Source organism: Paenibacillus lutimineralis (assembly GCF_003991425.1).
In the GTDB taxonomy this organism is placed as follows: domain Bacteria; phylum Bacillota; class Bacilli; order Paenibacillales; family Paenibacillaceae; genus Fontibacillus; species Fontibacillus lutimineralis.
The window spans coordinates 5757501-5772624 of sequence record NZ_CP034346.1; the positions used below are offsets into that span (position 1 = coordinate 5757501).

The 15124-nt window shown below is 46.8% G+C and carries 9 protein-coding genes (1 of these 9 running past the window's edge); all 9 read right to left on the reverse strand.

Going from position 1 to position 15124, the window contains the following annotated elements; genetic code table 11:
- Positions 1–1316, reverse strand: the 5' portion of a protein-coding gene (locus EI981_RS25730) for an extracellular solute-binding protein (protein WP_127003077.1). It extends 124 nt beyond the left edge of the window; 1316 of the gene's 1440 nt are visible here — the first part of the coding sequence; it begins with the start codon at positions 1314–1316; the stop codon falls past the left edge of the window.
- 243 nt (positions 1317–1559) lie between these two features.
- Positions 1560–3011, reverse strand: a complete 1452-nt coding sequence (locus EI981_RS25735) for an ABC transporter substrate-binding protein (RefSeq protein ID WP_127003079.1) — start codon at positions 3009–3011, stop codon at positions 1560–1562.
- A 106-nt stretch (positions 3012–3117) separates the two neighbouring features.
- Positions 3118–4602 carry an ABC transporter substrate-binding protein gene (locus EI981_RS25740; RefSeq protein ID WP_127003081.1) on the reverse strand — a complete coding sequence of 495 codons (1485 nt, stop codon included), beginning with the start codon at positions 4600–4602 and terminating at the stop codon, positions 3118–3120.
- A gap of 326 nt (positions 4603–4928) precedes the next feature.
- Positions 4929–6953, reverse strand: coding sequence for an NAD-dependent DNA ligase LigA (gene ligA, locus EI981_RS25745; RefSeq protein WP_127003083.1), 2025 nt, complete (start codon positions 6951–6953; stop codon positions 4929–4931).
- A gap of 741 nt (positions 6954–7694) precedes the next feature.
- The gene (pcrA, locus tag EI981_RS25750) at positions 7695–10061 is read right to left on the reverse strand and encodes a DNA helicase PcrA (protein ID WP_127003085.1); all 2367 of its coding nucleotides are present in this window, start codon (positions 10059–10061) and stop codon (positions 7695–7697) included.
- A 602-nt stretch (positions 10062–10663) separates the two neighbouring features.
- Entirely contained in the window at positions 10664–11368 is a 705-nt protein-coding gene (gene pcrB / locus EI981_RS25755) for a heptaprenylglyceryl phosphate synthase (protein ID WP_127003087.1), read from the reverse strand.
- A gap of 296 nt (positions 11369–11664) precedes the next feature.
- Entirely contained in the window at positions 11665–12558 is an 894-nt protein-coding gene (locus tag EI981_RS25760; RefSeq protein ID WP_127003089.1) for a phosphatidylinositol-specific phospholipase C/glycerophosphodiester phosphodiesterase family protein, read from the reverse strand.
- Positions 12559–12639: 81 nt separating this feature from the next.
- Positions 12640–14046: an undecaprenyl-phosphate glucose phosphotransferase gene (locus tag EI981_RS25765; protein ID WP_127003091.1), complete on the reverse strand. Its 1407-nt coding sequence runs from the start codon at positions 14044–14046 to the stop codon at positions 12640–12642.
- Complete coding sequence (locus EI981_RS25770; protein WP_127003093.1) at positions 14043–14981, reverse strand: glycosyltransferase family 2 protein; 939 nt, start codon at positions 14979–14981, stop codon at positions 14043–14045. The genes EI981_RS25765 and EI981_RS25770 overlap by 4 nt, the downstream gene beginning before the upstream one ends.
- Between the last annotated feature and the right edge of the window lie 143 nt (positions 14982–15124).

A 15124-nucleotide genomic window follows, 5' to 3' on the forward strand; every position in this document is an offset into this window, starting at 1 on the left:
ATGGTCTTAAGCGCTTCGTCCAGGGTCTTCTTATTATCCTTAACCAAGCCAAGTTCTCTGGTCAAGATTGTATTGTACTCGCCGTAGAAAGTATCAGGAAGCTTCTCCATATTGTCATAGATCTTGCTCGCCTTAGGCTTCAATGCATAGAACGGATCAAGGCTTTGACCTTCGAAATCCTTCTTAAAGCCCATCCGGGTCATTAGATCACCGCCGGATCTTGATTTAACACGGGCATAATCTTCGCCATTAATGAACTTAATGAACTCCCAAGCTGCATCTTTATTAGGAGAAGTCGCATTAATAGCGAAAATCTCACTCAAATTAGCGTTATAAGTTGATGTAGGATCCGAAGGATCGACCGGTCCGGAGACAATGCCAATTTCAAACGGCTTATAATCCTTCAATCTTTCCTTAGCGTCCTTCATATTCTGAAGCATATAAGGATAACCTACCGTCATCGCAGCTCGCCCCATCAGGAATGGCTGGCTTTGATAGTACTCTTCCATCGATCCGCCCGAAAAGCCATCACCATCTGGATTATAGACGACTCCGGATTTCTCGGCATCAATGGCCAACTGGAATACTCTTTTCCACGAATCTGTATCTACCGTTACCTTCATCGTATCCGGTTTCACATACGTCAGACCTTCTGAACTCGAGATCATGCTAATCAGACTATCCATCGAGGTAGGGTAGTTATCACCATACCCGTATACACGAGTCTTCTCATCACCCTCCGTTGGGAAACGGCGAGCCAGGTCAATAATATCCTGCCAGGACATTCCATCATGCGGCAAATCTACCCCATACTTGTTGAACAGATCCTTATTATAGAACACTGCATTTCCATAAAAAGATGGCGAGAGGCCGTATAACTTATTTCCGCCCATCTCCTTCAACATATCGATCAAACCAGGATAAATCCCCTCAAGGTTGTATTTTTCTTTCTCAATGTAAGGGTCCAGCTCTACAAGCTTGCCATCACCAACATACTTCTCAAAATTGCTGGTGCCCAGCATCAGTACGTCTGGCTTCTCCTTATCAACTAGCTCATCGAAGGCCTCCTCGTAAGTCTTGCCTTCCGAATTGTTGTACAAGCCTTGTGTAGAGACGACTTCGAACTCGATGTTCTCTCCATTCTTCATGGTGAACAGGTCGCCATATTGTTGATAGAACCAGCTCTCGTCATTAAAGAGCACTTTCAAAGTCGATTTGGTATCTTCCGTCTTCTTACCTGGCCCGCTCGTACAGCCAGCTACAAGCATACAGCTCACAGCGAGCAAGGCTATCTTTTGCCACGTTTTCCCCCGCATCTTTTCCTCCTATGATTCATGAAATTTTTTAATCCAGACATTGTTAATACGTATTCATTGGATGTAAGGTTACATAATTTACTGCAATTACAAAGATTTTCTGCAATCCATAAATTAGAAAAGACATCCCTGGCTCTCTATGTAATAAAGTGCAATTTACCACTTCACACCAGAAGAACAAAGGATGCCTTATATCAGTACTTCAAAAAAATAAGTTTATCGTTGGATCTCAGCTGCCTCTGCCTACTCTCCCGAAGTACTCTCTTCTGTAGCAACGTCCGAGTCCCCACTAGCACTGTTAGTACTGGAACTCTCTTTGCCTTTATTCGCTTCCTTGTCCTTCAGCCCTTTGTCGAGTGCCACCTGAGCTTCCGCTTGAATCGTTTTAAGAGCTTCATCCAAGGTTTTCTTGTTAGTTTTAACTAAATCTATCTCTTTCGACTTGATCGTATTGTAATCACTGTAGAAGTTATCAGGAAGCTTATCCCAGCTTCGATAGCTCTTGCTAACTTTCGGTTTCAACGCATAGAATGGATCCAGACTTTGACCTTCGTAATCTTTATTGAAGCCCATTCTGGACATCATATTGTCGGATCTGGACTTAACACGGGCATAATCCTCACCGTTAACGAACTTAATGAACTCCCAGGCCGCATCTTTATTAGGCGAATCCGCGTTGATAGCAAAAATTTCACCCATACTCGTATTATAAGTTGAGGTAGGATCTGCCGGATCAACCGGACCAGCGACGATACCCAATTCAAACGGCTTATAGTCCTTGATCATGTCCTTCGCTTCCTTAAGATTGCGAATCATGTAAGGATTACCGACAGTCAGCGCAACTCGCCCCATCAGGAATGGTTGGCTTTGATAGTACTCTTCCATCGTACCGCCAGTAAAGCCACCATCCCCTTCTGGATTGTAGACAACCCCGGATTTGTCGGCATCGATGGCCAGTTGATACACTCTCTTCCATGAATCTGTGTCTACCGTTACCTTCATCGTGTCCGGATTGACATCCACCAGGCCTTCCGCGCTAGAGATATTACTTACTAGAGTCTCCAGCTGAACAGGATAATTATCGCCATACCCGTATACGCGAGTCTTCTCATCCCCATCAGTCGGGAAGCGGCGGGCCAGATCGAGAATATCCTGCCAAGACATTCCGTCATGCGGCAAATCTACTCCATACTTGTTGAATAGATCCTTATTGTAGAGTACAGCATTTCCGTGAAAGGATGGGGATAGACCGTATAATTTACTGCCGCCAATCTCCTTCAACATATCGATCAAACCAGGATAAATACCTTCAAGATTATATTTGTCCTTCTCGATATACGTGTCCAGCTCTACAAGCTTGCCATCGCCAATATACTTCTCTAAATTACTGTTATCTAGCATTAGAACATCTGGCTTCTCTTTTTCAATGAATTCATCAAAGGCCTCCTCATAGGACTTGCCTTCCCCTTGGTTGTACAGGCCCTGCGTAGTGACAACTTCGAACTCTATGTTCTCACCATTCTTCATAGTAAACAAATCGCCATATTGTTGATAGAAGTAGCTCTCATCCCAATAAACCACTTTCAAGGTTGACTTTGCCTGTTCTTCTTTCTTGCCTGCTCCACTCGTACAACCTGCAACGAGCATGCAGCTAATAGCAAGCAGTGTAATCTTATGCCCTATTTTCCCCCACATAATAGCCTCCTAGATTAACTTTTTTTAATTTAACTATAAGGCTTAACGAATTAACCAGTTAAAAAGTTACGCTATTGGCATATTCCTCCCAAATTAAACTCCAAGGTTAATTACTTTCGCTAGATTCTACGGAAATAGTAGCGTCACCTTCCGTTTCCAGCTGTTCTTCGTTATCTGGCGGCGGTGTTGCTGTCCCGGCTTTCGATGAGTCCTTTGCTGCTTTGTCCTTTAGAGCTTGATCAAGCGCAACTTGTGCTTCCTCCTCAATCGTCTTAAGCGCCTCATCAACTGATTTCTCCTTACTCTCTACCAATCCAATCTCACGAGAGTAAATGGAGTAATATTGACCATAAAACTCGGCTGGAATCTTGTCCTCAACGGAATTGGCACTATCATCAATTTGAGGTTTTAGTTTGTAAAAAGCATCCAAATTGATACCGCCGTATTCCTTCGTCATTCCCATACGCGACAGCAATCCATCATTCATCGACCTTGACTTGATCTTGGCGTACTGCTCACCATTAATGAATTTGATCAATTCCCAGGCTGCGTCAGCATTCGGAGAATTCGCACGAATAGCAAATATATTGCTCAGGTATACGTCTCGAGAGATCTCCGGATTAGCAGGATCAACCGGGCCCGCGACAATTCCTACCTGGAACGGCTTATAATCTGGTAATCTGTTCTTGATCTCCTTCAAATCACGTAGATAATAGGCACTATTGATGGTCATTGCCATACGTCCTGTCAGGAATAACTGACTCTTATAGTATTCCTCCATGGAGCCCCCTCCGAAAGAGTCCTCCTTGGGGTTATAGATAGCATCCGAAGCCAGCGCATCCTGGGCGAGCTTGAATGCTTGCTTCCAGGCATCTGTATTAACGGTAACCTTCAAGGTTTCTGGATTAACTACCTTCAATCCTAAAGGGGATGCAATGCTCGATACCAAGTTATCTAGAGTCATACTGCCGTAACCATCTCTGCCATACCCATATACCCTAGTATCTGCATCGCCCTCTGTCGGAAACCGCCTTGCCGTATCGATAATATCCTGCCAAGTCATGCCATCATGCGGCGGTTCAATTCCATGTTCAGCGAACAGATCTGCATTATAAAAAATTACGTTTCTATAAAAGGTAGGCACTAAACCATACAGCTTCCCTCCGGCTTTATCCTTTAAAATATCAATCAATGCAGGATAGATCGTATCGATATTATATTTATCGCGCTCAATAAGCGGGTCAAGCTCCGTCAACTTGCCTTCTGAAGCCATCTTGCTGTATGTACTCGTATCCAGCATCAAGACATCAGGTTGCTCCTGATCAATAAAGTCCTGCAACGCCTTCTCATAGTCTTCAATCGGACCATCGTTGTACATTTTCTGTGTATTTACCAGCTCAATTTCGATGTTCTCATTTTGTATGGAGAATAAATCACCGTAGGTCTGATTGAAAGAGTCCTCGCTGTAATACATGACTTTCACCGTCGTTGGTGTTTTTACATCATTCTTACCTGGACCGCTAGTACAGCCTGCCAATAACAATCCTACCATCGCCAGAAGTACAATCTTTTGAATCCATTTGTTTCTCATCATTACCTCCCTATGATATGAATCCTACGAACATAGCAGCAACACAAATCCCAGTATAGTTATATATTGGGTGTTTGTGTTCCCAAATATTATTACATAGGATATCCGATTAATCTACCATAATCAGGAAGCGGGGAGATTCGATGTTGTAATTATATGGGGAATCATGCTGTTTATTGTCTGCAGATCGTCAGGTAGAGCTGAATAAAAAGATCCCCAAGCAGCTTCTTCCCAGTACGGAAGTAGCTGCCCAGGGATACATTCATGTTTCGATTTAATGTGATTAGCTTAAAACCTGAAGTTTTGCTTCAAAGCTATTCCTTCGCTTAGGAGCTCGCTCCTCCTTCTAATAGACGGATGAACTCATCTTCATCCTCGATGACCATAATTCCAAGTGCCTGGGCTTTGGCTAGCTTGCTGCCAGCCTTCTCGCCAGCTACGACAATATCGGTCTTCTTCGATACGCTGCCAGTGACTTTCGCACCGAGCGCCTCCAGACGAGCGCCTGCTTCGTCCCGGGTCAGCTTATGCAGCGTGCCTGTAAGAACCACGGTCTTATCGTTAAAGAAAGAATCCACTGGCGGAGCTGCCTGCTCTTCAGGAGGTGTCGCCTTAACACCAAGCTCCAGCATTCTATCAATGCCATCCCGGTTGAGCGGATCCGCAAAGTAGGAAACGATGCTCTCTGCTACAATGCCACCAATATCCGGCAAAGCCGTTAATTCTTCAACCGTAGCACTCATCACCGCTTGTAGACTGCGGAAATGATCGGCCAGCACCTTGGTGGTCGATTTGCCGGTATTCGGAATCCCCAGTGCAAACAAGAAGGCAGAAAGGTCACGTCCTTTACTCTGCTCAATAGCCCCGAGCAGGTTGTTCGCTTTCTTCTCGCCGAATCGCTCTAGCTTGATCAGGTCCTCAAAAGATAATGTATAAAGATCGGCTGGCCCATGAATATGCACCTCTTCATACAACTGCTCGGCTGTCTTCTCACTAAAGGTCTCGATGTCCATCGCATCACGCGAGGCAAAATGCGTAATCCGGCTTACAATTTGCGGTTTGCAATCCAGCCGGTTGTTACAGAACAGATGGGCGCCGCGCTGCTCTAACAAAGAGCCGCAGGCTGGACACTCGGTAGGGAATAGAATCTCCCCGCCATCCTGCTCTTCCGTCACTTTACCGAGGATTTCCGGGATCACGTCATTGGAACGGCGGATAAATACCCGGGTACCTAGCGCGAATTTCAAATTCTTACGCTCGATATCGCCGACATTATTCAATGTGCAGTTCTGCACAGTAACCCCGGCTAACTCCACCGGCTCCACCTTAGCGATTGGAGTCACCTTACCGGTCCGGCCTACATTCCAACTAACCGATTCAAGAATCGTGGTCGTCTCCTCCGCCTCAAACTTGAAGGCCACCGCCCAACGTGGAAATTTATCTGTATATCCGAGCACTTCTCGTGTACGCATATCGGTAATCTTGATGACCGCTCCGTCGATAAGATAATCCAGTGTCGACCGCTGCTCTACGATTTGATGCAGTTCCTCCATTACCTGAGCAAAATCCGTATGGTAGGTGACGTAAGGATTCACCTTGAAACGATTTTCCTTGAGAAAAGCCATCATTTCACGATGATCCATAAATCGAATATTGTCCGAATATCCGACATTATAGAAGAACGCGCTCAATTTGCGCTGAGCGGTCGTCTTCGGGTTCAGGTTACGCAAGGCACCTGCTGCTGCATTACGGGCATTTTTCAACGGCTCAGCTGCTGTCTCATTGTATTTGTTCAGTACAGACAGATTCATAATGCCTTCGCCCTGTACTTCGATTGTCCCTTCATGATACGGAATCGTCAGCGGCACCGACTTGATCGTCTTCACCTGCGCCAGGATGCCTTCACCGACAACGCCGTTGCCCCGCGTGGACGCCTGTACCAGCTTACCGTCACTATAGGTCAGATTAAGGGTCAGTCCATCGAACTTCAGCTCAACGACATAGGTTGGGTCAGGGAGCGGATTATTCGGGTTCTTCGTGTTGTAGTCAGCAATTAACCGAAGCGCCCGAGCATTCCAGTTCAGAAGCTGTTCTTCGTTCTGCGCCTTATCCAAGCTCCATAGCGATGCCAGATGACGATGTGGCTTGAAGCCCTCGAGCAATTCGCCGCCAACGCGGATCGTCGGGGAATCCAGCAAGGTTACTCCCGTCTCCACCTCAAGTGCAGTCAACTCATCATAGAGTACGTCGTACTCCTTGTCACTGATCAACGGCTCATCCAACGTGTAATAGTGATAACTATAGTGATTCAATTGCTCCACGAGCTGTTCCATTCTTTGCCTAGCGTCCATGCAGGGACAACCCTCCTTAATATATATAAAATTAAGATTAACCTTATTTAGATAACAACGGTTATCACGCTTAATTCTAGCGGCTTTGCTCCGCCTTATAAATAGTTCGCAAGTAATATTACACCCAACATACCGGATAACGGCATAACGGAGTCCTCTTCACGAGAACATTTATGAGAAATGTCCTTTAGAACGCGGACACTACTCTTGAGAAAAGATATGTTTGCTCATAGCACACAAACTGTACATATAGTACTTAATAGCAGATTATTATCTATATATTGATTAAAAATCTGATTCGTAAATATATCCCTAGTGTCCACTTTTAGGTGGACACTTTGTGCGTTTGTGTGCGCTACAGAGACACCCGATTCCGTGATCCGGCAGTACACAAGAAAGTGAGTATTTCTTTTGATTGTTACAACGCGCATAAAAAGTATATGTAAAGATATACATCGTTTATATATCAATTCACATGGATTATCATATACATTCAAATCAATCTCTTATATAGCATTCTACACAAAACCGCTATTCCCCATACTAGATCAATCGAGACCATTCGCCGCCTGGGTTCATGATCTCGATTGAAAGGGAATATATGATTCTATTACATATATTAATATGAAATGATGCTTGTGTGGAACGTATATGCTATGCAGTGCCTCACTGCATTGTAGGAACTGCGCGCTGGCCAGGCTTGGGGCGCGGTGTCCATCGCGTGGCGCCTGGCGAGCTTGCTTACTCGATCACCTTAGTGATTGGAGCGAAGCTGGCGAGCAGGCGCTTCACGCCGACCGGCGCCGGAAAGGCGATCTGCAGCTCCGTGTCATTACCGGAGCCCTTGATCGACACGACGGTGCCGATGCCCCATTTGCCGTGCGACACCTTGTCACCGGCACTGTAGCCGCCGGGGGCTGCGCCAGCCGCCCCCGCGGCAGCGCCCGCCGCACCGGCTCCGCCCGGTGCAGGGCGCGTTCCGCCAGCGGCCCCTGGCACGCTGACGGTCACTCCGCTGCGGCCGCTAGGCGTCGCAGCGCTTCTTCCTTCGGCCCCACGATGGCCGAAGTTGCTGCCGCCGCTGCCGCTTGAGCCGCGGCCGCTATAGGCGCCCCCGATACCTGCCCCACGGCGGTATCGGTCGCGAGCGACGACGGTGTCTTCCTTCAGTTCCTCCGGAATCTCGCCCAAGAAGCGCGACGGCGGATTTGAAGTCGTCCGCCCGTACAGGGTACGCATCTGAGCGCAGGAGAGGAACAGCTTCTGTTCGGCCCGCGTAATGCCTACATAGGCAAGACGACGTTCCTCCTCCAGCTCCATATCATCCTGGAACGCTCGGCTATGCGGGAATACCCCTTCCTCCATCCCGACGATAAATACAACCGGGAACTCCAGACCCTTGGCACTGTGCATTGTCATCAGCACGACCGCATCGTCCAATGCACGTTCCTCATCGCTATCATTCATCGAATCGATATCCGCGATCAGCGCCAAATCCGTCAAGAACGCCACCAGCGTCTTATCCTCGCTGTTCTTCTCAAATTCCATCGTTACGGATAGGAATTCATCGATATTTTCCAGACGTGAACGCGATTCGATCGTATTCTCCGTCTGCAGCTCCACGCGATATTCAGTGAGCTCAAGCATCTTCTCCGTCAATTCCGTAACAGACAGATATTCTAGCATCCGATGCAGGCCTTCTATCATATCAAAAAACTCAACCAGCGCATTCCGCGTCCGTCCAGCAAATCCCAGATCATCCACGGTCTCGAGTACCCGGTAGATTGATGTGCCCCGCTCAGCGGCAGCCGCCGCCAGCTTGGCGACCGTCGTATCGCCGATGCCCCTTTTCGGTACGTTGATTATCCTTGTTAAGCTAATATCATCGTCCGGATTGGACAAGAGACGCAGGTAAGCGAGCATATCTTTAATCTCTTTACGATCATAGAACTTAATGCCGCCTACGATCTGGTACGGGATGTCCGACTTGATCAACACTTCCTCTATGACCCGGGACTGAGCGTTCGTACGGTACAGAATGGCATGATCTTGGTACGCTTTGCCTGCTTTAATATTTTTCTGAATTTCCGAGGTAACAAAATATCCTTCATCATGCTCGGAATCAGCGCGATACACCTTGATCTTGTCGCCTTCGCCCTTATCCGTCCACAGCTTCTTCGGCTTGCGTCCCGCATTGTTGGCTATAACGCCGTTGGCCGCATTCAGAATATTCGAAGTCGAGCGGTAATTCTGCTCCAGCAGAATCGTCTTCGCTTCCGGATAATCCTGTTCGAAGTTGAGGATGTTGCTGATGTCAGCTCCACGCCAGCGGTAAATCGACTGATCGCTATCGCCGACGACGCAAATGCGGTGGTGATTGTCCGCCAGCATCCGACACAGCATGTACTGCGCCCGGTTCGTATCCTGATACTCATCGACATGGATATATTTGAACTTGTTCTGGTAGAAATCAAGCACCTCCGGCGCTTCCTTGAACAGTTGAATCGTCTTCATGATCAGATCGTCAAAATCTAGCGAATTGTTGCTGCGCAATCTTTTTTGATACATCGCATAGACCTTGGCAACAATCCCCTCAAAATAATCACCGATCTTCTGTTCATACTGCTGCGGTGTAACCAGCTCATTCTTCGCCGCGCTGATCATGGCCAGAACGGCCTTTGGCTCGAATTTCTTCGTATCGAGATTCTGCTCCTTCATGCAGTTGCGAATGACGGAGAGCTGATCGGTCGAATCCAGGATCGAAAAGTTTGAAGTAAAACCGATCCGTTCAATGTCCCGTCGCAATATACGCACGCACATGGAGTGGAAGGTCGAAACCCAGATATCGCGCCCATCCGTTCCTCCAACTAGCCGGGATACACGCTCCTGCATTTCGCGGGCGGCTTTGTTGGTAAATGTAATCGCCAGAATGGACCAAGGTGCGGCCTTGCGGGTCGCTATCAAATAAGCGATGCGGTGCGTCAGCACGCGCGTCTTACCACTACCTGCACCAGCCATAATAAGCAGCGGTCCCTCCGTCGTCTCCACAGCTCTGCGCTGCTCGGGATTCAGGCGGGCTACCGCCTCTTGTATGTTAACAGGTTGCATAGATAAATCATGCTCCTTTCTAATAGCTGTAGCGTAAATTTAAGCTCAATCTAGTTGAACTATGGTGAAACGGATGAAGGCAGCCGGGGTCCTTGGAGGCACTTGTTGAATAGATAACGATCATGTAGCTGTAAATCGTACACTTATTTTCCGGAGGTTAGCGAATGCTCCTCTTGCAAGTGTATTTTGTACAGTTAAAATTCCTCGTTGCCAAGGAATCCCGAAAAAACGGTGTTTTAAGTGTAGATTTTGCAATTAAAAAGAGGCCCGAGCTGATCTGAGCAATTTTAGCTGTATTTTTTGCAATTAAGCTGGGGAACCATTGAGTCCTCCCGCTATGGATCACTTGTCAGGACCAAGTACAGATGAATAAGTGCTTATACGCAACTATCCAAGCCCTTGATGCCTGGAATGGGTAATATAAGTGCAGTTATACAACTGTTCTGCTCCATTCCCCTTCGTTCACTCCCAAAACAAGTAAATAGTTGCATCAACGCAGTTATTTTCGAATTTCAAGCTGATTATTCGAGAATAAGTGTATTTGTGCAATTACTTATAAAATAAGCACGGAAACGCATCCTCTTGCCTATCACTGTCCTTCTTTAGATCTGGATACTACTATTCTTAATAACGGCTACGGTCTCCAGTGCCTTGTTCAGATCGCTGTAGATAATGTTGCCTACCACAATCGTGTCACAGGCGGATGCGGCCAGACGAGCCGTCTCTCCATCCACAATCCCCCCGCCGTAGAAAAGACGGGAATGCTCTAACCTGCGACCCACGGCTGAGACCAGCTCCATATCACCGAAGGTTCCACTGTACTCCACATAAACAATCGGAAGTTGGAACATCCTATCGGCGATTTGTGCATATGCAGCTGCTTCGGAATCCGTCAATGAGGTGTTGGCTTCTGTTCGCATCGCTACCGTCGAATCGGGATTCAGAACGATATATCCTTCTGGAACAAGCGTGTCCCAAGGTATCATCTCACCATACATCTCCGCAGCCTGCGCCTGGTTCCCGATCAGCCACTGCGGATCACTGCTATTAAGCACCATCGGAATCAGAAAAAGATCGAAGCCCGGCACAATCGCCTCCAGTGCGGATACCTCAAGTACACACGGGATTTGGAACTTTCGGATTTGCCCTAGCAAGCTGTTGGTATTATCATAAGTCACACCACTGGAGCCACCCACCATGATAGCATCCGTGCCTGAGCTGCAGACCGCTTCCAGCGTCTGATCATCGATAGGCCGATCCGGATCCAATTTGAACACATGTCGCCATGCTTGTACGATTTGATTCAACACCGATTCCTCCAGTTTTACTTGTTCGAATCCTAAGCCTCATTCCATGAAAAAAGGGGCCTATCTTCGCCCCACCTGTCGTATAGTGTGTGTTCAACCTCTTACTGTCTTCATGCTAAATAACCTGGTCTAAATTCAGGGTAGAAACCCGGCTATTTCCTTGGAAGAATGCGGGTTCTGTACGTCCCGTTCCTCTCGCACTTCTTAGTCTAGTTTACCATAGAAAAGCTGTCAACGTTCGCATAAAAGGCGAACACAAAAAGATGCCCTTCCTCCAATTGGAAAGGCATCCTATCTTATAACCCTAAGTAATTACGCCACCATGAAAGATCGCCGTCAGCCTCGGCCAGAAAATCAGTGTAGAAGCCATATACGCCCATATTCTTAAATTTCTGCATCTTCTCCACATCATTAATGGTATGGACATAAGAAGGTATTCCCAGCTTGTTCAACTTCGAGACCAGGTTCTTGTTCGCCCGGGCCTCCGACATCGTAATCGCTGCCAATCCCTTTTCTTTGGCAAACTGCAGTACTTCATCATCGGATTCATGGGTCTGATACAAGGTGAAAATCACCGATTCAAACGGATAAATCGCTTCGATCTGATCCCACATGGGATGATTATAGATCTGCGGTACAATTCTCGTCAGAATCTCCGGGTCACGCTGCTTGGCGCCATCTACGATTTTGGAGAAAATTTGGTCAATCTCCTCCGGCTTAATCTGCTTCGTATCCGTTACGAGGTACATATCGGAATAGTCAACCATTAGATCGAGAACATCATCCCAAGACAGCGGCTCATACCGGCCCATAATCTTCGCGTCCTTGAACTCCTTAGTGGAGAATATAGCTCCATAACGCTCCGGCTTTAGTCCATCCTCTTGCCCCATCAATTTGGTGAAGCTCTCCCCCCATTCATGACGGGCAATCAGATCATTATCCGCGCTCAGCAGGAAATCGGCCTCGAATACGCGTATTCCTTTCTCATAATTGGCGATAAAAGCTTCATAGCTGTTCGTATACGGCTGTCCACTGATCCCGCCCATCGCATGAGCAATCATACGGTGAGCCCTGAAACCATCATTGTACTGCGACGAGTCGTTTGACTTGTTCAAAAAGAAGATTAAGCCAATGAATATTGCGAGAAGTATAACGATTAATAATATGAAATATAGCCATTTTCTTTTCATTAATATTTTCCATCCTAATCTTGTTCTGCGGGTTTATCTGACATCTTAACTTAATGAGGATAAAAATACAATTACATCCATTTAATAAGCGTTTTTGTTTACAAATCCTTGTAGAACAGTCTTGAATATAATTTTGATATCCAGCAAAATCGACCAATTTTCTATATAGAAAATGTCATGCTCAATCCGATCCTCAATCGACGTGTCCCCGCGCAGCCCATTAGCTTGAGCGTACCCGGTAATACCGGGACGAACATGGTGCTTCACCATGTATTTCGGAACCTCTTCACGGAACTGCTCCACAAAGTAAGGTCGCTCCGGTCTTGGTCCAACGACGCTCATCTGGCCAGTTAGTACATTAAAAAACTGTGGAAGCTCATCCAGACTCGTCTTACGCAGAAATGCACCGAACTTCGTCCGTCTTGGGTCATTTTCCGTCGTCCAGCCCGTATCCGTTACCCCCTCCGGCAAATCCTTCATCGAACGGAATTTGTACATGGAGAATTTACGACGGTTCAACCCCACCCGCTCCTGCTTAAAAATAATGGGTCCCTTAGAGGTTAATTTGATGCCTATAGCGACTAGCAGCATGATCGGCGATGTAACAATGATGGCGAATGAGGAGAATACGATATCGAACATCCGCTTCACTAGACGATTTCCGGTCAGATCGAGTGGAATGTCGCGCACATTAATCATCGGCATGCCAGCAAAGTTATCAAAATAAGGCCGTGCTGGCAAGAAGTCAAAGAAGTCAGGAATGATCAGCGCTCTGACCCCAGCCTTCTCACAAATCGATATAATCTTGGCATATTTGGGATGTGCATATAGCGGCAATGCCAGAACAACTTCATCGATCATTTTTTTTCGTAAAATCTTCTCCAGTTCGTCCACCGCACCCAGGACTGGTTTGTATTGTTTAAGTTCCTCCGGCGTAAAGGTACGATGGTCATCCAGGAATCCGATCACTTCATACCCGAGCTCTGGATACTGCCTTAGATTCTCGTAAAACTTGCATCCTAATGAACCTGCCCCAATAATGAGCACAAACTGCTTGTTGAAGCCCTTTTTGCGGAAATGCTTAAGGGATTGCTTGAGAAAATAGCGGTAAAGCATAATCAGCAACAGATCAAAACTTATATAGAGGGCCAAGTAATCCCGAGAAATATCGACCTGCTTCACAAAGAACATAATACTGAGCAGGACGAACAGACTCGTCATATGGACCTGAATCAATTTGAGAACTTCGTCGGAGAAGCGTTTTTTACGCTTAGGTGTATAAAGCGATACTAGAACACCGGTCACGATCGCAATTGCACCATAGACAAGACTCCAAAAAGCGTAGATTTCAACCGGGAGTGCGCCATCAAAATCCATCCATCCGCTCTTGAACTTCAGCCACCAAGCAAGTAAGAAGGATATCTGGATGCATAAGAAATCGACCAAGCTATATAGCTGTGCTAAAAAGCGCTGATTCTTGCGGATCATGACCTCACCTCCAGTTTGGAATCGTTAGCAGACGGACGGCTACCTGTCCCCGGACTTGTATCCTTGCCCCGTCCTCGGGGGATTAATTTATTTTTCGCTAATGATAACGTGAATTTGACAGCAATCCCACAAAAGACAGCCGTGTTCGTAAACCATGAATATTGCCTCACATAATGTTTGCGATGAAAGATCCACATCGAATGGTGAAATTCATATATAATCTTGAACGGCTTGCGTCGGCTGCTCGCTCCCTTATAGTGAACAATGTATGTGACTGGATGGTACCAAATGTCCCAACCTGCTTGCTTGATCCTGTAACACCAGTCCACATCTTCTCCATACATAAAGAATGTCTCGTCCAGACCACCTACCTGCTGTAGTGTCTCACGCCGTACCAGCATGAAGGCTCCGACCAGACAATCGATGCTATAGCTCTCATTCGGATCAAGATAACCGAGTTGATACTGATTAAACCGCGGTCGATCCGGGAACAGCTTCGAGAAACCAAAGGCATAGTAAAAAGAAGCGGATGGCGTCGGAAATCCCCGCCGACATGCCTTATCTAAGGAGCCGTCCGGAAGAATCACTTTGCAGCCTGAGGCTCCGACCTTCGGATTCTCATCCATGAAGGCCATCATCGTCTGCAGCGTATCCGGCTGCACAATCGTATCGGAATTCAGCAATAATATGTAACGGCCAGCGGCAGCTTCCATCGCCTGATTGTTAGCCTTAGCAAAGCCCGTATTCTCTTCGTTCGCAATCATCCGCACCTGCGGATACTGCTCCATAATCTTCTCTACCGAGTCATCCGCCGAGGCATTATCTACCACAATCACCTCATACGAATAACCCGTCTCAGAATCATACACCGACTGCAGACAATCCAACGTTAGCCGGCAGGTATTAAAATTCACGATCAACACACTCAAATCCATGAACTACGCGCTCCTGACAAATATAGTAATCTATCGACATTATAGCACATTGTCATAGAGTAGCGACTCCCCTTATCAAGTTGACTGATTAACAGTTTTTCAATTAAGGTAGGTCTGGTCTAGCCGAAGCAACAGGAGAGGAT